The 17,414-nt window shown below is 75.0% G+C and carries 14 protein-coding genes; 3 read left to right on the top strand and 11 right to left on the bottom strand.

What is annotated here, in order from left to right; all coding sequences use genetic code 11:
- Window position 1: 1 nt before the first annotated feature.
- Both scpA and SYYSPA8_RS22430 read right to left on the bottom strand, forming a co-directional pair.
- Window positions 2–2,233 carry a methylmalonyl-CoA mutase gene (gene scpA, locus SYYSPA8_RS22435; RefSeq protein ID WP_323449055.1) on the bottom strand — a complete coding sequence of 744 codons (2,232 nt, stop codon included), beginning with the start codon at window positions 2,231–2,233 and terminating at the stop codon, window positions 2–4.
- Window positions 2,230–4,098, bottom strand: coding sequence for a methylmalonyl-CoA mutase family protein (locus SYYSPA8_RS22430; protein WP_323449054.1), 1,869 nt, complete (start codon window positions 4,096–4,098; stop codon window positions 2,230–2,232). The genes scpA and SYYSPA8_RS22430 overlap by 4 nt, the downstream gene beginning before the upstream one ends.
- Window positions 4,099–4,477: 379 nt before the next feature.
- Here SYYSPA8_RS22430 and SYYSPA8_RS22425 point away from each other — a divergent pair, with 379 nt between their 5' ends.
- Entirely contained in the window at window positions 4,478–5,269 is a 792-nt protein-coding gene (locus SYYSPA8_RS22425) for a carbon-nitrogen hydrolase family protein (protein ID WP_323449053.1), read from the top strand.
- A gap of 155 nt (window positions 5,270–5,424) precedes the next feature.
- Here the strand turns inward: SYYSPA8_RS22425 and SYYSPA8_RS22420 are convergent, their stop codons facing one another.
- Complete coding sequence (locus tag SYYSPA8_RS22420; RefSeq protein WP_323449052.1) at window positions 5,425–6,924, bottom strand: MFS transporter; 1,500 nt, start codon at window positions 6,922–6,924, stop codon at window positions 5,425–5,427.
- 385 nt (window positions 6,925–7,309) lie between these two features.
- Between SYYSPA8_RS22420 and SYYSPA8_RS22415 the strand changes: the two genes are divergently transcribed.
- Both SYYSPA8_RS22415 and SYYSPA8_RS22410 read left to right on the top strand, forming a co-directional pair.
- The gene (locus SYYSPA8_RS22415) at window positions 7,310–7,690 is read left to right on the top strand and encodes a hypothetical protein (protein ID WP_323449051.1); all 381 of its coding nucleotides are present in this window, start codon (window positions 7,310–7,312) and stop codon (window positions 7,688–7,690) included.
- A gap of 136 nt (window positions 7,691–7,826) precedes the next feature.
- Window positions 7,827–9,230 carry an NADP-dependent succinic semialdehyde dehydrogenase gene (locus SYYSPA8_RS22410; RefSeq protein WP_323449050.1) on the top strand — a complete coding sequence of 468 codons (1,404 nt, stop codon included), beginning with the start codon at window positions 7,827–7,829 and terminating at the stop codon, window positions 9,228–9,230.
- A gap of 75 nt (window positions 9,231–9,305) precedes the next feature.
- Here the strand turns inward: SYYSPA8_RS22410 and SYYSPA8_RS22405 are convergent, their stop codons facing one another.
- The 8 genes from SYYSPA8_RS22405 to SYYSPA8_RS22370 form a co-directional block, all read right to left on the bottom strand.
- Window positions 9,306–10,088 (bottom strand): glucosamine-6-phosphate deaminase, encoded by a 783-nt coding sequence (locus SYYSPA8_RS22405; protein ID WP_323449049.1) that lies wholly within the window; start codon window positions 10,086–10,088, stop codon window positions 9,306–9,308.
- A 153-nt stretch (window positions 10,089–10,241) separates the two neighbouring features.
- The gene (locus SYYSPA8_RS22400) at window positions 10,242–10,457 is read right to left on the bottom strand and encodes a hypothetical protein (RefSeq protein ID WP_323449048.1); all 216 of its coding nucleotides are present in this window, start codon (window positions 10,455–10,457) and stop codon (window positions 10,242–10,244) included.
- 148 nt (window positions 10,458–10,605) lie between these two features.
- Window positions 10,606–11,238, bottom strand: coding sequence for a class F sortase (locus SYYSPA8_RS22395; RefSeq protein WP_323449047.1), 633 nt, complete (start codon window positions 11,236–11,238; stop codon window positions 10,606–10,608).
- A gap of 5 nt (window positions 11,239–11,243) precedes the next feature.
- Window positions 11,244–12,161 carry a hypothetical protein gene (locus SYYSPA8_RS22390; protein WP_323449046.1) on the bottom strand — a complete coding sequence of 306 codons (918 nt, stop codon included), beginning with the start codon at window positions 12,159–12,161 and terminating at the stop codon, window positions 11,244–11,246.
- A 146-nt stretch (window positions 12,162–12,307) separates the two neighbouring features.
- Window positions 12,308–12,718, bottom strand: coding sequence for a PTS-dependent dihydroxyacetone kinase phosphotransferase subunit DhaM (locus SYYSPA8_RS22385; protein ID WP_323449045.1), 411 nt, complete (start codon window positions 12,716–12,718; stop codon window positions 12,308–12,310).
- Window positions 12,715–13,395, bottom strand: a complete 681-nt coding sequence (gene dhaL, locus SYYSPA8_RS22380) for a dihydroxyacetone kinase subunit DhaL (RefSeq protein WP_323449044.1) — start codon at window positions 13,393–13,395, stop codon at window positions 12,715–12,717. The genes SYYSPA8_RS22385 and dhaL overlap by 4 nt, the downstream gene beginning before the upstream one ends.
- Window positions 13,396–13,486: 91 nt before the next feature.
- Window positions 13,487–14,479: a dihydroxyacetone kinase subunit DhaK gene (gene dhaK, locus SYYSPA8_RS22375; RefSeq protein WP_323449043.1), complete on the bottom strand. Its 993-nt coding sequence runs from the start codon at window positions 14,477–14,479 to the stop codon at window positions 13,487–13,489.
- Window positions 14,480–15,144: 665 nt separating this feature from the next.
- Window positions 15,145–17,247: a calcium-binding protein gene (locus SYYSPA8_RS22370; RefSeq protein ID WP_323449042.1), complete on the bottom strand. Its 2,103-nt coding sequence runs from the start codon at window positions 17,245–17,247 to the stop codon at window positions 15,145–15,147.
- Window positions 17,248–17,414 lie beyond the last annotated feature (167 nt).

The raw sequence follows: 17,414 nt of genomic DNA, 5'->3' as shown, positions 1-17,414 counted from the left end.
GCTACAGCTCGTGGCCGAGGTCGGCGGCGAGCGTCCGCACCAGGTCGTAGGCGGCGTCCGGGATCACCGTGCCCGGCGGGAAGACGGCGGCGGCGCCCGCCTCCTTGAGCGCCGGGACGTCCTGCGGCGGGATCACCCCGCCCACCACGATCATGATGTCCTCGCGGCCCTCGGCCGCCAGCTCCGCGCGCAGCGCCGGGACGAGCGTCAGATGCCCCGCCGCCAGCGAGGACACCCCCACCACGTGCACATCGGCCTCCACCGCCTGCCGGGCCACCTCGCCCGGCGTCTGGAACAGCGGGCCGACGTCGACGTCGAAGCCCAGATCGGCGAAGGCGGTGGCGATCACCTTCTGGCCCCGGTCGTGGCCGTCCTGCCCCATCTTGGCCACCAGGATGCGCGGACGGCGGCCCTCCGCCTCCTCGAACCCCGACACCAGCAGCCGGGTCCGCGCCACCGCGGGTGACTCGCCCGCCTCGTTCCGGTACACACCGGAGATGGTACGGATCTGGCCCGCGTGCCGTCCGTACACCTGCTCCAGCGCGTCCGAGATCTCCCCGACCGTGGCCTTCGCCCGGGCCGCGTCGACCGCCAGCGCCAGCAGATTCCCCTCCAGGCCGGGACCAGGGTCCCGGCCCGCGGCCTCCGTCAGCGCCCGCAGCGCCGCCCGGCACGCGGCCTCGTCGCGCTCCGCCCGCAGCCGCCGCAACTTGACGACCTGCCGCTCGCGCACCGAGGAGTTGTCGACCTTGAGCACGTCGATCCGCTCGTCCGTCGCGACCCGGTACTTGTTCACCCCGACGACCGGCTGCCGGCCGGAGTCGATCCGCGCCTGGGTGCGCGCCGCCGCCTCCTCGACCCGCAGCTTCGGAATGCCCGCGTCGATCGCCTTCGCCATCCCGCCGGCCGCCTCCACCTCCTCGATGTGCTGCCAGGCCCGCCGCGCCAGATCGTGTGTGAGCCGCTCCACGTACGCGCTGCCGCCCCACGGGTCGATCACCCGGCACGTCCCCGACTCCTGCTGGAGCAGCAGCTGCGTGTTGCGGGCGATCCGCGCGGAGAAGTCCGTCGGCAGCGCCAGCGCCTCGTCCAGGGCGTTGGTGTGCAGGGACTGGGTGTGCCCCTGCGTCGCGGCCATCGCCTCCACACAGGTGCGGGTGACGTTGTTGAAGACGTCCTGCGCGGTCAGCGACCACCCCGAGGTCTGGCAGTGCGTCCGCAGCGACAGCGACTTGGGATTCTCCGGCTCGAAGCGCTTCACCAGCTTCGCCCACAGCAGCCGGGCCGCCCGCAACTTGGCGACCTCCATGAAGAAGTTCATCCCGATCGCCCAGAAGAACGACAGCCGGGGCGCGAACGCGTCCACGTCGAGCCCGGCGCCCAGCCCCGCGCGCAGATACTCCAGACCGTCCGCGAGGGTGTACGCCAGCTCAAGATCGGCCGTCGCCCCGGCCTCCTGGATGTGGTAGCCGGAGATCGAGATCGAGTTGTACCGGGGCATCCGCCGCGAGGTGAAGGCGAAGATGTCCGAGATGATCCGCATCGAAGGCGTCGGCGGATAGATGTAGGTGTTGCGGACCATGAACTCCTTGAGGATGTCGTTCTGAATGGTCCCGGCCAGCTTCTCGGGCGGTACGCCCTGCTCCTCGGCGGCCACGATGTACAGCGCCAGCACGGGCAGCACCGCGCCGTTCATCGTCATCGACACCGTCATCCGGTCCAGCGGGATCCCGTCGAACAGCTGCCGCATGTCGAGGATCGAGTCGATCGCCACCCCGGCCATGCCGACATCGCCCGTCACCCGGGGGTGGTCGCTGTCGTACCCCCGGTGGGTCGGCAGGTCGAAGGCGACCGAGAGCCCTTTCTGGCCGGCGGCCAGATTCCGCCGGTAGAACGCGTTCGACTCCTCGGCGGTGGAGAAACCGGCGTACTGGCGGACCGTCCACGGCTGGGTGGCGTACATCGTCGGATACGGGCCGCGCAGGAACGGCGCCGCGCCCGGCACGGTCTCCAGGAAGTCCAGGCCGGCCAGGTCCCGCGCGGTGTACAGCGGCTTCACGCCGATGCCCTCGGGGGTCTCCCACACCAGGGCGTCCGGGTCGTGCCCGGTGGCCTCCTTCACCGCCGTACGCCACTGCTCCCCGGAGCCGGAGCCGGAGCCGGAGCCGGAGCCCGCTCGGTCCCCGGTCCCGTCGCCGAGGGCGATCCCGGTGAAGTCCGGAACGCTGCTCATCGCGTCACTCCGATCAGATCCAGCGCCGACGTGAGGACGCCGACCGCGTCCCCGCCCGCGAACACGTAAGCGTCGACCGCCGCCCAGGGCTTCTTCGGCGGGCGGCCCGCCAGATGCACCCGGCGCGCGCCCGCCCCCTTCAGGGCCGCCGCGACCGGGGCGGCGAGGTCGGCGTAGAGCGCGTCGCTGGAGCACACACAGGCCAGCTCGGCGCCGCTCGCCGCGAACGCCTCCGCCACCGAGTCCGCGTCCACCGACACCGGCTCGTGCACCGGCTCGATCCCGCCGGCCTGGAAGAGGTTGGCCGCGAACGCGACCCGCGCGGTGTGCTCCGACGCCGGGCCCAGCGCCGCCAGGAAGACCCGGGGACGGGCCCCCGTCGCCGCCAGATGCGCGTCCGAACGGGCCCGCAGCGCCTCGAACGCCGCGTCCCTGCGGACCCGCGGCAGCCCGCCCGACACCGGCTCCGGCGCCGGGTCGCGCTCCAGCACCGCCTCCGTGAGCAGCGGGAACTCGCTCACCCCGGTGACCGGTTCACGACGCCGGGCCAGCTTCCCCGCCCGCCGCTCCCAGGCCGCGCCGACCCGCTCGGCCACCAGACCGCGGCGGAGCGCCGCCAGTTGGCCGCCCGCCCTCTCGATCTCCTGGAACCACGCCCACGCGGCCTGTGCCAACTCCTCGGTCAGCCGCTCCACGTACCAGGAGCCCCCCGCCGGGTCCACGACCCGGCCCACGTGCGCCTCCTCGATGAGGACCGTGGAGGTGTTGCGGGCGATCCGGCGGGCGAAGTCGTCCGGCAGCCCGGCCGCGTGGTCGAAGGGGAGGACGGTGACGGCGTCCGCGCCGCCGACCCCGGCCGCGAGCGAGGCGACCGTGGTCCGCAGCATGTTCACCCACGGGTCGCGCCGGGCCATCATCACCGGCGAGGTGACCGCGTGCTGGAGCTGGGCACCGGCGGCGGGCGCCCCGCAGGCCTCGGCGACCCGGGCCCACACCCGCCGGGCGGCCCGCAGCTTGGCGATGGTCAGGAACTGGTCGGCGGTGGCCGCGTAACGGAACTCCAGCTGGCCGAGGGCCGCCGGCACGGGGAGCCCGGCGTCCGTCAGCGCGCGCAGCAGCGCCACCCCCGTCGCCAGCGAACACCCCAGCTCCTGCGCCGGGGTGGCGCCCGCCTCGTGGTAGGGGAGCGCGTCGACGGTCAGGGCGCGCAGCCCCGGGCGGTCGCGGTCGCAGAGCCGGGCCAGGTCCACGGCGGCCCGGACCGCGCCCTCCACGGTGTCGTACGCGCCGGACCGTGCCGCGTGGCCGAGCGGGTCCGCGCCCAGATTGCCGCGCGCGCCGGTGACCTCCCGCTCGTCCAGGATCCGCAGCCACGCGCGCCCGGCCTCCTCGAACTCGGCCCCGGCGTCGAGGACGACGGGCGCGAGGTCGAGGAGGACCCCGTCGACGGCGCGGGCGAGCGCGGACACCGGCAGGCCCGCCGCGCCGGCCGTCAGCCAGAGCGAGGTGACCCCGTTCTCCAGATCGGTGAGCACGGCCTCGTTGGCGCGCGCCGGATCGGGCCGGTCATGGCGCTGGCGGACGTCCCAGCCCTGGACGGCACCGCCCTCGGGCCGGCCGCCCCGGGTGAAGGGGGCGAAGCCCGGATAGCCGGTGACGGCATCACCGCCGTTCGCGGCCGTGTAGAGGGGGAGGGCCGTGATCCCGTCCTCCAACGCCGTGGCCAGGGCGGCTTCGGCGTCGTCGGCGCCCACCTCCCGGCCCGAGCGGCGCAGCACGCCGGCGACCAGCTGCCGCCAGGCTTCGGGGGAGGTCTCGGGGAACTCGGCCGCCAGGGCGAACCCGCCATCGGGGAGGACCGTCATGCCCGGGATGCTAGGACATCCAGGTAAAGCGCCGGGAGGGGACCCGGCTGTGAGCTAGCCGACCCATGGGGCCCCTTGATCGACACTGACGCATCGTCTACCTGGTGGTTTCCGTCCGTCGTTCGCCCGCGCAGGGCTCCGGGTACCGGTGTGACGCACGGGTTCCCCGGGTGGGAGACGCGGCGTTCTACCGGTGCGGGCCCGCCGTCGTACCGGTACGCGGCACGCTGCTGTACGGGTGCGACGCGCGGTGTTGTACGGGGGTGACGCGTGGCGCTCGCGGTACGGCGGGGGCGGTGGGCGCCCCCGGCGGCCCGGCGCGCGACCATGGAGACGCCCGGGTACGGCCGACCCGTCCCGAGGACCGGAGAGGACCGCCATGCGCATCGCCCTGAGTCAGATCACCACCGTCCCCGACCCCGTACGGAATCTGGCCACCGTCCGTGAACAGACCCGGCGGGCCGCCGACGCCGGTGCGCGGCTCGTCGCGTTCCCCGAGGCGACGATGGCCGCCTTCGGCACCCCGCTGGCCCCGCTGGCCGAGCCGCTGGACGGGCCGTGGGCCCAGGAGGTGCGCCGGATCGCGGCCGAGGCCCGGGTGGTGGTGGTCGCGGGGATGTTCACCCCGGCCGCCGACGGCAGGGTCACCAATACGCTGCTCGCCACCGGCCCCGGGGTGGAGACCGCGTACGACAAGATCCATCTGTACGACGCGTTCGGATTCGCCGAGTCCGCCACCGTCGCCCCCGGGTCCCAGGTGGTCACCATCGAGGTGGACGGGCTCCGTATCGGCCTGGCCACCTGCTACGACGTCCGCTTTCCCGAGCTGTTCCGGGCCCACGCGGACGCCGGGGCCCAGCTCACCGTGGTGCCCGCGTCCTGGGGCGCGGGACCCGGCAAGCGCGAGCAGTGGGAGCTGCTGGTACGGGCCCGCGCACTGGACGCCACCCTCTGGGTCGCGGCCGTGGACCAGGCCGACCCGGCGGCCTCCGGACTGCCGGTGCCGGAGCGGACCCCGCTCGGGATCGGGCACAGCGCGGTCGCCGGACCCGACGGGACCGTGCGCGCCCGGCTGGACGCCGGCCCGGGGCTGCTGGTCACGGAGGTGGACGCGGCGGAGGTGGCCGCCGTCCGCCGGATGATCCCGGTGCTGGACAACCGCAGGCTCTGAAACCGCGCGTGCGGGTGTCGCAGGCTCCGAACCGCGCGTCCGGGTGCCGCGGGCACCGCCGGATGATCCCGGTCCTGGAGCACCGCAGGTTCTGAAACCGCGCGTCCGGGTGCCGCAGGCTCCGAACCGCGCGTCCGGGGCCCGGGGACAGGCGGTCAGCCGCTGTGCGGGGCGGGGGCGGCCCCCCGGGCGCTCCCGGCCGCCGGGCCGCCCGGCTCCGGGCCGGTCCCCGGGGCCGTGACCGCCCGGGCGCCCCGGCGCGCCGGCAGCAGGAACGCCAGCACCATCCCGACGGCCACCGCGCCCGTGGCCAGCGCGAACGAGATCCGGAACCCCTCGGGACCGGGCACCGCCACCCCGTCCCAGGTCCGGGCGGTCCGGGCCAGCACCATGCCGACGACGGCGCTGGAGACGGCGGTGCCGACCGAACGCATCAGCGCGTTCAGCCCGTTGGCCGCCCCCGTCCGCGAGGGGTCCACGGCGGCGTTGATGAGGGCCGGCAGTGCGGAGTACGCGAGTCCGATGCCCACCCCGAGGACCACCGCGATCACCACCGTCTGCCAGACGGCCGCCATCATGACGATGCCGGCGCCGTGGCCCGCCACCAGGACCGCCATCCCCGTCAGCAGCGCCGCCCGGGGCCCGTACCGCTCGGACAGCCGCGCGTACAGCGGCGACACCAGCAGCATCGTCAGCCCCAGCGGGGCGAGGGCGAGCCCCGCCGTCACCATCGACTGCCCCAGGCCGTACCCGGTGCCGGTGGGCAGCTGGAGCAGCGCGGGCAGGACCAGGCTGATCGTGTAGAAGGCCATCCCGAGCAGCAGCGAGGCCAGATTGGTCAGCAGCACCTCCCGCCGGGCGCTGGTGCGGAGGTCCACCAGGGGCGAGGGGCAGCGCAGCTCCCACCACCCCCACACCGTCAGCAGCAGCGCGGCGGCCCCGAAGAGCGCGAGCGTGACCGGGGCCGTCCACCCCCATGCGTCGCCCTTGGTGACGGGCAGCAGCAGGGCCACCATCCCGGCGGTCAGGCCCACCGCCCCGGGCAGGTCGAAGCCGCCGCGCGCGAGGCCGGGACCGCCGGGCACGACGGCCAGGACGGCGGCGGCGGAGACGGTGCCGAGGAGCGCCGAGCCGAGGAACAGGGCGTGCCAGTCGGTGTGCTGGGCGACCAGCGCCGCCGCCGGCAGCGCGAGGCCGCCGCCCACCCCGATCGACGAACTCATCACCGCGAGCCCCGAGGCCAGCCGCCGCCCCGGCAGCACGTCCCGCATGATGCCGATGCCGAGCGGGATCACGCCCATTCCGAAGCCCTGGAGCGTCCGCCCGACGATCATCACCACCGGATCGTCCGTGCCGGCGCTGATCAGCGAACCGGTCACCATGACGGCGAGACTGACGACGAGCATCCGCCGTTTGCCGTGGAGATCGCCCAGACGGCCCATCACGGGCGTGGCCACCGCCGCCGCGAGCAGGGTCGAGGTCACCACCCAGCCGGCGGTGGCCGCCGAGGTGTCCAGCAGCACCGGGAGATCGGCGATCACGGGGACGACCAGGGTCTGCATCACGGCGACGGAGATCGCCGCGCCCGCGAGGACCGCCACCACGCCACGGCCGCCCGCCTCCCCGGTCCGGTGCTCCGCTGTCCTCTGCGGCATACGACGGCCTCCGTGACGGGTGCGGTGGATGCGGTGGGGAACGTGTGCTGGGGCGGGCGCGGGGGAACACATGCGGCGGAGGGGTGCGCGGTGCGCCGCCGATGGCCAGCACGATAAACCGACGAACCGTTCATGGGACCGGAGCGCCGGTGGTGGCGGGACGGCGCGCGGAGCACGGCCCCGGGGGCCTCGCACGCCCGGCCCCCGGGGGAGCGGTGGTTGCGCCGTACGGACCGCCGCCGCGTGCACCAGGACCGGCCCCGGGTGAGTCTGTGAGGACGCGGCCCGGGACCCGCCGCACCCGGCGCACGGCCGGCAGGCCCCGTGGACCGTACGGACACAGCATCAGGACAGCACGGAGAGCACGGAGAGCGAGGAACACACGGTGAACCCCAGTGAGCAGCCCGCCCCACCGGTCGTGGTGACCATCGCCGGCTGCGCCGAGGAGGACGCCGACACCGTCTTCCACGTCCTGAGCCGGACCTACCACTCGGACCGTGCCGACGACGACGCCCCCGCCCAGGTGACCGAGGGGCGTACGACGGTGTGGACCGCGACGTTCGACATCACCGCCGCCGCTCCGCCCGCCGGGCCGGTACGGCTCACCGCGCCCGTCGAGGCGGAGATCCAGGGCGGCTACTGGGCGGTGGACCGGGTACGGGAGACCCTGGCCGCCGCGTTCGTCGTCCACGACGAGGGCATGGCGGCGGGCGACCAGGAGAAGGACGTACAGCTCCGGCTGGAGAGCGGCACGGCGGCGGCCTGAGCGCCGGCGCGGCCTCCGTACGCGGGCTGCCCGCGCCCGCTGACCGCCCGATGCCCGCCGACGACTCGCCGCCGACCGGCCGCTGACCGCCCGACGCCCGCCGACCGTGAGACCCATGTGAGACGAGGACCCCGCGATGCCCATCGCCTCGGTGAACCCGGCCACCGGTGAGACCCTCAGGAGCTTCGAGCCGATGGAGGCCGCCGACATCGAGCGGCGGATCGCCCGCGCCCGGGACGCGTTCGAGGAACACCGCACGACCGACCACGCCACGCGCTCCCGGCTCATGGAGCGCACCGCCGAGCTGCTGGACCACGACCGCGACCGGATCGCCCGCACCATGACCCTGGAGATGGGCAAGCCCGTCGCCGCCGCCCGCGCGGAGGCCGCCAAGTGCGCCAAGGCGATGCGCTGGTACGCGGCCCACGCCGGGGACCTGCTGGCCGACCAGCACCCGTCGGACGCCGACACCGCCGACTCGGGGGCGGACCGGGTCGTCGTGCGCCACCGGCCGCTCGGGGTCGTCCTCGCCGTCATGCCCTGGAACTTCCCGCTCTGGCAGGTGATCCGGTTCGCCGCGCCCGCCCTGATGGCGGGCAACACCGGCCTGCTCAAGCACGCGTCCAACGTGCCGCAGACCTCCCTCTACCTGGAGGACCTGTTCCGGCGCGCGGGCTGGCCCGAGGGCTGCTTCCAGAGCCTGCTGGTGGGCTCCGGGGCGGTCGAGGGGATCCTGCGGGACACCCGCGTCGCGGCCGCGACCCTCACCGGGAGCGAGCCCGCCGGGCGCGCCGTCGCCGCCGTCGCGGGCGACGAGGTCAAGAAGACCGTGCTGGAGCTGGGCGGCAGCGACCCCTACATCGTGATGCCCTCCGCCGACGTGGCACGGGCCGCCGCCACCGCCGTCGTCGCGCGCGCCCAGAACAACGGCCAGTCCTGCATCGCCGCCAAGCGGTTCCTCGTCCACACCGACGTCCACGACGAGTTCTGCGACCGCTTCACCGAGGGCATGCGGGAGCTGGCGGTGGGCGATCCGATGGCGGAGTCCACGCAGGTCGGGCCGCTCGCCCTGGAGCAGGGCCGGGCCGATCTCGCGGCGCTGGTGGACGACGCAGCCGAGCGGGGCGCGCGGGTGCTCACGGGCGGCCGCCGTCCCCCGGCCCTGGACCGGGGCTGGTTCTACGAGCCCACCGTCCTCGCCGGCGTCGACCCCGGGATGCGGATCCACCGGGAGGAGACCTTCGGCCCCGTCGCCACCGTCTACCGGGTGCACGGCGTGGGAGAGGCGATCGCCCTGGCCAACGACACGCCGTTCGGGCTCAGCTCCAACGTCTGGACCCGGGAGGAGGCCGAGACGGAGCGGTTCGCCCGGGACATCGAGGCGGGCGGTGTCTTCTTCAACGGGATGACCGCCTCGCACCCCGCGTACCCGTTCGGCGGGGTCAAGCGCTCCGGCTACGGCAGGGAGCTGGCGGGGCAGGGCATCCGCGAGTTCTGCAACGTGACCACGCTCTGGTACGGCGCGGAGGGCGCGGGCTGAAGAGTTTGGCCCGGGCTGAGCCGTCCGGCGGCCGGATCCCCCGTGGGCGCGGGGGATCCGGCCGCCGGCCGTCGCTCAGATGCCCTGCCAGGTGGGCTTGGCCGCGTAGGTCGCGCGGAAGTAGTCGGCGAGCTTCAGCCGGGAGGCGGCCGCCTCGTCGACGACGACGGTGGCGTGCGGGTGGAGCTGGAGCGCGGACGCGGGCACCAGCGCGGAGAGCGGACCCTCGACGGCGAGCGCCACGGCCTCGGCCTTCGAGGCGCCGGTGGCCAGCAGCACCAGGTGGCGGGCCTCCAGGATGGTGCCGATCCCCTGGGTGATCACGTGGTGGGGGACCTCGTCCGGGCTGTCGAAGAACCGGGCGTTGTCCTGGCGGGTCTGCTCGGTCAGCGTCTTGATCCGGGTCCGGGAGGCGAGCGAGGAGCACGGCTCGTTGAAGCCGATGTGCCCGTCCGTGCCGATCCCGAGGAGCTGGAGGTCGACCCCGCCCGCCTCGGCGAGCGCGCGGTCGTACGCGACACAGGCGGCGGCCACGTCGTCCGTGGTGCCGTCGGGGCCCATGAAGGAGGACTCGGAGAGCCCCAGCGGCTCGACGACCTCGCGCAGCACCACCGAGCGGTACGACTCGGGATGGCCGTACGGCAGCCCCACGTACTCGTCCAGCTGGCATATCCGGGCCCGGGAGGCGTCCACGGCCGCGGAGCGGACCTTCGTGGCGAGGGCTTCGTAGATCGGCAGCGGGGTGGACCCCGTGGCCACTCCCAGCAGGGCATCGGGCTTGCGGCGCAGCAGGGCGGCCATGGCCTCGGCGATCAGCTCGCCGCCGGCGGCGGCGTCCGGAACGATGACAACTTCCACGAGGATCCCTGTCTCTGTGTGCGTCTCGGTCAGCGCAATGGTGTAGACCAATCTACCGGTTGATCAGGGGATCTGTCGCGCATCCGGCCGGTGACGGGGACGCGGCAGGGGACCGGGCGGCCCCGCGCGGACCGGGCCGGCGGGCACCGGGGGTCAGAACAGGGGCAGCTGCCCCGGGAAGGCGGGCACCGCCAGTCCGTCCAGCGCCGGCCGGAGCGCGGGGTCGTACGGCGCCTGCCGCCGCGAACCGGGGCAGGAAACCAGCTCGGCCGGGACGCGCCGGCCGGCGGGGTCGTGGCGGGCGAACCGGCCCGCGACAACGGCGATCTCACGGCGGCAGACCGGGCACAGACGGCGGGGTGCGGACATGACGCACAGTCTGCCAGCCGCCACTGACAGCGCCGCCCGGCGCCGGCGACCGGCCACGGGCCCGCTCCGGCGCACCGGCTGCGGGCCTGCTCCGGTGCGCGGCCGCGGGCCTGCTCCGGAGGGCGGTCTGCCGCTCCGTACCCGCCGGCTACCGCTCCGTCGCCACCAGCCGGGCCGAGACCACGACATTGCTGTCGTAGCCGGCCCCGGGGGCGTACCGGCCGCCGCAGGTGATCAGCCGCAGCTCGGGCCCGGGGCCGTCCCGGTAGACCCGCTCGGCCGGGAAGCCCCGCCTCGGGTGCACCGCGACGTCGTACACCGAGAAGACCGCCGTGCTGCCGTCCGCGCGGGCGACCTCGATCCGGCTGTTCCGCTCCAGGGCGCCGAGCGGATAGAAGACGGCGGGCCCCGCCGGGCCGTCGACATGGCCCACGACGACGGCGGTGCCGCGCTCACCGGGGGCGGCGGCCCCCGTGTACCAGCCGGCCGGACCGGCGGCGGCCGGTGGCGGGGGTGTGATCAGGCCGTCGGCGCCCAGGCCGACGGGGGTGAGCGCCGTGTCGAGACCGAGCGCCGGAACGGTCAGCCGCCGGGGCGCCGAGCGGGGGAGCGGCCCGGCCACCGGGGCCCGGACCGCCTCGGCCGCCGCCGCGCCCGGCCCGGCGGCCCGCGGCTGCGGCGCGGGCGGACCACCGGGCCCCGGCCGCAGCAGGAACACGCCCAGCAGCGCCACGGACAGCAGACAGAACCCGGCGCCGCGCCGTGCGAGCGGGTGCTCCATCGGCGTCAGCGGCCGCTGCGGGCCCGGCGGCGGAGCAGCAGGGCACCGCCGCAGACCGCGCCGGCGAGCAGGACGGAGCCCGCCGCCGTCCGCACCGGGCCGGGGCCGGCCAGGCTTCCGCCGTCACCGGCCCGTACCCCGCCACCGGGCTTGGCGGGGCCGCCCGGCTCATGGGTCCCGTACGCGCCGGAGCCGGTGCCCGCACCGGGCTCGGAACCGGGCTCGGTACGCCCCTGGGAGCCGCCCGGCTCACCGGGCCCACCGGCCTCGTCGAGCCCGCCCAGGCCCGCCGGCGCGTCGATGTCCTCGACCCCTTGCACCCCTTCCATCCCTTCGATCTCTTCGAGTCCTTCGATTCCTTCGAGGGGGGCGAGGCCGCCGGTGGGATCCTCGGCGGGCGCCGTGATTCCCGGAACGGTGACTCCCGGAGCGGTGGCGCCCGGCACCTCCTGCTCGGCGCGTTGCCCGGCGGGCGGCTCGGCGGGCTGCTCCACCGGCGTACGCGCCCGTACCCCGCTGCCGGGTCCGTCCCCGCCGCTTCCGGCCGCTCCGCCCACGGCCAGCAGCGCGGTGCCCTTCTCGCCGGCGCAGTCGAAGACGACCTCGTACTCCCTGCCGGGCCCGGCGCTCCCGAAGACCGTCGCCGACGCGGGCAGACCGGCGTCGAGCGTGACGGTCGCGAACGCGGGCGACGCGGCGGTCACGGTGGACGCGCATCCGGCGGCGGACAGGGTCACGGCGTCGCCGGGCGCGACCGATCGCGGCGAGACGGTGAAGTCGAACGAGGTCACGGGCGCCGCCGGCGGCCGGGGCGGCCGTGCGGCACCCCCGGCCCGGCCGTCCCCGGCGGCGAGGGCGGCGGGGGCGCCCAGGGTGAACACGGCTGCCCCGGTGAGGGACGCGACACATATGGCGGCACGCATGGTCGTAGCTCCCGAAAAGGTAGGGAAAAGCGCCACAGCGTGATCGACGCTAGGAGCGCCCGGGGGCCGCCGCCACTTCAAGGGGTCCGAACGGCGGCCCCGGCCGGTGCGGACCGCGTGCGGCGGCCCGCACCCGCTCCCCCCGGTCAGTTCTTCCGGTACTCGTACGCCTCCTCCGCGGCCCGCTCCACCGCGTCCATCCCGGCGCCCGCCGACGCCGCGACGAGGGCCGCCACCGCCCCCTCCACCAGGGGCGCGTCCACCAGCCGGGTGTCGGGCGGCAGCCCGTCCCCCTCGGCGAGCAGGGCCTTCACCGTGAGCACCGCGCTGCCGAGGTCGACCAGTACGGCGACACCGGCGCCCCGGTCCACCTCGGCGGCCGCCCGCAGCACCAGCTCGGCGCTGGTGCCGAGACCGCCGTCCTCGGTGCCGCCCGCCGCCGCGACGGGCGCCAGGTCGCCCCCGCCCGCGAGCCCCCGGGCCATCTCCACGACGGACCGTGCCACCTCGCCGCTGTGCGAGACCAGCACGATCCCGACCGGCGCGTTCCCGCTCATCCGCCCACCCCTCGCTCCTGCCCCGGACCTGCCCCGCCGGCCTCCGCGAGCGCGGCGACGAGCAGCGCGGACGACGTCGCCCCCGGGTCCTGATGGCCCATGCTCCGCTCGCCCAGGTAGCTCGCCCTGCCCTTGCGGGCCCGCATCGGCACCGTGGCCAGCGCACCCAGCCCGGCGGCCGCCGCGGCGGCGGCGAAGTCCCCGGGAGCCTCGCCGAGGGCGGTGACGGCCGGTTCCAGCGCGTCCAGCATGGTCTTGTCCCCGGGCCGCGCCCCACCCAGCCGCGCCACCGCCGTCACCCCCTCGCGCAGCGCGAGGGCCAGTTCCTCCGGTGTCACCTCCGGCGCGTCCCCGAGGGCCTTGCCCGCGCCGCGCAGCAGGGTCCCGTACAACGGTCCCGACGCGCCGCCGACCGTCGAGATCAGCCGTCTTCCGGCGAGGGTCAGCACCGCCCCCGGGGTGGCGGGGTCGTCCCGCGCCAGCGCCTCCGTCACGGCGGTGAACCCGCGCCGGAGATTGCTGCCGTGGTCCGCGTCGCCGATCGCCGAGTCCAGCTCCGTCAGCCGCGCCGACTCGCGCTCGACCGAAGCCGCGCAGAGGGCCAGCCAGCGGCGGAAGAAGTCGGTGTCGAGGTCGACGGCTTCGCCGCGCTCATGACGCTGCGCGTGGTCGCGCACAATGAACTCCCCTGCGATCGTCGGACCCGGTCGTCGGATCCGTCGGAAAGGCGCCCGGGGCTCCGGGCGCCGGCGGCACACGGCCCCCTGTTCACAGACCCCAGCGGAGCGCGGCGGTCCGCACGGGCGCGTCCCAGAGCCGTACCAGCTCCTCGTCGACCTGGCAGACCGTCACGGAGCAGCCCGCCATGTCCAGGGATGTCACATAGTTCCCGACGAGGGTACGGGCGACGGCCACCCGGCGCTCCTTCAGCCGCCGCTGCACCTCCGCGTTGAACCCGTACAACTCCAGCAGCGGCGTCCCGCCCATGCCGTTGACCAGTACGAGCACCGGCCCGGTCGGCGGGCGGTCCTCCAGTACGGCGTCCACGGCGAAGTCGGCGATCTCCCGCGAGGTCATCATTCCCCGCTGCTCCCGGCCGGGCTCCCCGTGGATCCCGATGCCCAGCTCCAGCCGGCCCGGGGGCAGATCGAACGTGGGCGTCCCCTTGGCCGGCGTGGTCACCGAACTGAGCGCCACCCCGAAGCTCCGCGACCGCTCGTTCACCCGCCGGGCGATGGCCTCCACCCGCTCCAGCGGGGCGCCTTCCTCGGCGGCCGCCCCGGCGATCTTCTCCACGAAGAGCGTCGCCCCGGTACCGCGCCGCCCCGCCGTGAACGTGCTGTCGGTGACGGCGACATCGTCGTCGACGACGACCTTCGCCAGCCGTACGCCCTCGTCCTCGGCGAGTTCGGCGGCCATGTCGAAGTTGAGCACGTCCCCGGTGTAGTTCTTGACGATGAACAGCACCCCCTGCCCGCTGTCCACGGCCGCCGCCGCGCGGACCATCTGGTCGGGCACGGGACTCGTGAAGACCTCACCGGGCGCCGCGGCCGACAGCATCCCGGGCCCCACGAACCCCGCGTGCAACGGCTCATGCCCGGACCCGCCCCCGGAGACGAGCCCCACCTTCCCGGCGACGGGCGCGTCCCGGCGTACGACCACCCGGTTCTCGACATCCACGGTCAACTCGGGATGGGCCGCCGCCATCCCCCGGAGCGCGTCGGCGACCACGGTCTCCGGGACATTGATGAGCATCCTCAAGGGTCTCTCCTCGGCAGTTCGGCAGACGGGCCCTTGAGCTGCGTTTTTGCAGATCAGGGCAGATGCGGTCACGTGTTGATCCTGGCGCTCCACGACGGTCGGGGGCGGGCTTCGGCGGAACTCCGGCCGACCTGATGCCGACGTTCCTGATGGCGTATCAGACCGTGTCGGTCGGAGCCATGTCTTCCCACACGAAACGAACACTCGGACCAGTATCAGGCGCGAGTGCCCCTTTGCGAGGGGGCGTAACGATCCCGGGTGTCCGTCCTGCCCTGCCCGGCGGTGCCCTGCGACCATGCGGCGGGCTGTCGGGCACAAGGGCGCCGGCCGTGGCGGAGAGGGTCCTCCCCCCGGGTGGCGGACAGGACGAGGTCGCCCGGACGGGTGACCTCATCGCGTGCTGGTGATCGTGTGACTGCCCTGTTCGTCCGACGAGTCCGACCACGCGGTCGCTGCCCGGCCGAGCCGGCCGAGTGCGCAGCCCAGTGCTCTTCGGCGACGGTGATCGCTGGGCATCGGTACGAGCCGGGCGGAGACCACATGGAGGTGACCGCCGAAAACGGCTGGGTCCTGCGGATGGTGTACGGGAGCAGGCCCTGACCCGGCGGGGTGCCGGCGGGTCAGGGCCTGTCGAGGGTGGTGGCCGCGGGTGGTTTCGTCGGTGGTCAGCAGCCGGTCGTGGTGTCTCCGGTGTCGACGGCGCAGGTGTCGCTGCCGAGGCCGCCGTCGGCGGTGTCGCCGCCCGTGCCGTCCTGGACGTCGATGCTGTCGTTGCCGAGGCTGCCGCTCATGGTGTCGGTGCCGTCCGTGTCGACGAGGACGTCGTTGCCGTTCTGGCCGTCGAGGTCGTCGTCGCCCGGCCCGCCGTAGACGTGGTCGTTGCCGTTGTCGAACAGGTGGAGCAGCGATCCGAGGAGGGTCTCGCCGTAGTTGGTGTCGTTGCCGGCCTCGCCGTAGAGGTGGTCGGCGCCGTTGCCGCCGCCCATGATGTCGTTGCCACCGCCCCCGCGGAGGGTGTCGTCGCCGTTCTGGCCGTCGATGGTGTCGTTCCCGGGACCGCCGTGGAGAGTGTCGCCGCTGTTGCCGCCGTTGATGGTGTCGTCGCCGCCCAGGCCGCAGATGACGTCGCTGCCGTTGGTTCCGGTCAGGGTGTCGTTGCCGTTGGTGCCGGTGATCGTGCAGCCCAGGGAGTTGTCGATGGTGGTGTTCTGGGCGGCGGTGTTGTTGCCGGGGGCGGGGTCGCTCTGGTCGGCGGCGGCGGTCGCGGTCGCGGTGACCGTCCCGGTCGCGGCCGGGGACAGGACGAGGGTGACGGTCGCGTCCGCCGAGGAGGCGAGGGTGCCGAGCGAGCAGGAGACGGTGGGCGCGGACACGCTGCACGACCCCTGGGAGGAGGTGGCGGACACGATCCCGGTGGACGCGCCGGACAGGGTCACGGTCGCGGTGGTGCCGGTGGCGGTGGCCGGGCCGTTGTTGGTGACGGTGACCGTGTCGGTGAACGTGCTCCCGAGCGGGGCCGGGTCGGCGGAGTCGGTGACCGAGACCGCCAGGTCGGCGCCGGGGGCGATGTAGGTGTACTCACCGGCCGGGACGGGGGTGCTGGTGCCGCCGGGGGTGGTGACTTGGACGTCGACCGTGCCCTCCGCATGCGCGGGGGCGGTGGCGGTGCAGGTGGTGTCGGTGCAGGACACGGCGGTGGCCGGGTTGCCCGGACCGAAGGTGATCGCGGTGGCGCCGGTGAAGTTGGTGCCGGTCACCGTGACCACCGTCCCGCCCGCGGTGGTACCGCTCGCGGGGCTGACCGAGGTGACGGTGGGCGGGTCCTGGGTGAAGACGAACACGATGGAGCCGTCGCCCGCGTTCGAGCCATTGACCAGGGTCGAGGATGCGCCGGGGTAGGTACTGGTGGTCAGGCTGGAGCCGCCGCCGCCGGAGCCCCCGGCGCCGGCAAAAACAGTGCCGTTGGGGATGGTGCCGGTGCTGCCGCTGCCGCCCTGGCCTCCGGCCCCGTAGCCGGCCCCGCCGCCCCCGCCCGCGCCCGCCGGGGAAGGGACGCCCAGCTGGCCGGGCTGGGCGTTGCCGTTGGGGAAGGTGCCGGAGGCGCCCGCGACCGAGGCGGTCTGGCCGATCCCGCCCGCGCCCCCGGCGCCACCTGCGGTGGCGGTCCCGGCCTTGCCCGAAACACCGCCACCCCCGATCCCCCCGGTGCCGCCGCCGCCGGTGCCGTTGCTGCCGCTGTTGCCGCCGGCGGACCCGGCGGGGTGGAAGGATCCGCCGGCGCCGCCGCTGGCTCCGCCGCCGGACCCGGCGGTCAGCAGCGGGGTGCCGGTGTCGCTGGTCACCGCGACCAGGTCCCCGCCGAGCCCGGCCGTGTTGGCCGCGGGCAGCCCGGATGCGGTGTCCAGGGCGCCCTTCCTGCCGACGGTCGCGTTCAGGACCTGCCCGGGGGTGACGGCCAGCGTGGCCACCACATGGGCGCCCTTGCCGCCGGCCACCCCGGCCCCGTTGGCGGACCCCCCGGCACCGTCGAGTGTCACCACCACACTGGAGACCGCCGGCGGGACGGTGACACTGCCGGTACCCCCGGCCGAACAGGTGACCGTGGTCGTGGCGCCCGAGACCACCGGGGTCCCGCACACCCCCGCGGCCGCCGCGGCCGGAGCCAGTGCGACCAGGCCGGCACCCGCGAGCGCGGACGTCGCGGCCAGGGCCACGATCCGTCCGGGCCATGACAGGCGCCATGGACGGGTCCGTGCTGACGAAATCATGGACGTCACCCCTCTTGTCGGTCCGCACCGCGAGGGCAGGCGGCCGGCGGGCCCCCCTTCGACCACCGCGGTACGGCAGCGCGACGACCGGAGAGTCCACGACCGCGAAGACATGCGGGCACACCAGCCCCGGACATCAACTCAACGGCAGAACGGAGAACGTGGAC

The sequence above is a fragment of the Streptomyces yaizuensis genome (assembly GCF_034961445.1).
Classification (GTDB): domain Bacteria; phylum Actinomycetota; class Actinomycetes; order Streptomycetales; family Streptomycetaceae; genus Streptomyces; species Streptomyces yaizuensis.
Note: the sequence above shows the minus strand (reverse complement) of the source record. Positions and strands in the feature narration are given on the sequence as shown.

Excerpts from the sequence above, each read along its gene's own strand:
- scpA (WP_323449055.1), bottom strand. The coding sequence starts at position 2,233 with ATGAGCAGCGTTCCGGACTTCACCGGGATCGCCCTCGGCGACGGGACC.
- SYYSPA8_RS22430 (WP_323449054.1), bottom strand. The coding sequence starts at position 4,098 with ATGACGGTCCTCCCCGATGGCGGGTTCGCCCTGGCGGCCGAGTTCCCC.
- SYYSPA8_RS22395 (WP_323449047.1), bottom strand. The coding sequence starts at position 11,238 with ATGGAGCACCCGCTCGCACGGCGCGGCGCCGGGTTCTGTCTGCTGTCC.
- SYYSPA8_RS22425 (WP_323449053.1), top strand. The coding sequence starts at position 4,478 with ATGCGCATCGCCCTGAGTCAGATCACCACCGTCCCCGACCCCGTACGG.
- SYYSPA8_RS22385 (WP_323449045.1), bottom strand. The coding sequence starts at position 12,718 with ATGAGCGGGAACGCGCCGGTCGGGATCGTGCTGGTCTCGCACAGCGGC.
- SYYSPA8_RS22390 (WP_323449046.1), bottom strand. The coding sequence starts at position 12,161 with ATGCGTGCCGCCATATGTGTCGCGTCCCTCACCGGGGCAGCCGTGTTC.
- SYYSPA8_RS22370 (WP_323449042.1), bottom strand. The coding sequence starts at position 17,247 with ATGATTTCGTCAGCACGGACCCGTCCATGGCGCCTGTCATGGCCCGGA.
- SYYSPA8_RS22420 (WP_323449052.1), bottom strand. The coding sequence starts at position 6,924 with ATGCCGCAGAGGACAGCGGAGCACCGGACCGGGGAGGCGGGCGGCCGT.
- SYYSPA8_RS22410 (WP_323449050.1), top strand. The coding sequence starts at position 7,827 with ATGCCCATCGCCTCGGTGAACCCGGCCACCGGTGAGACCCTCAGGAGC.
- SYYSPA8_RS22400 (WP_323449048.1), bottom strand. The coding sequence starts at position 10,457 with ATGTCCGCACCCCGCCGTCTGTGCCCGGTCTGCCGCCGTGAGATCGCC.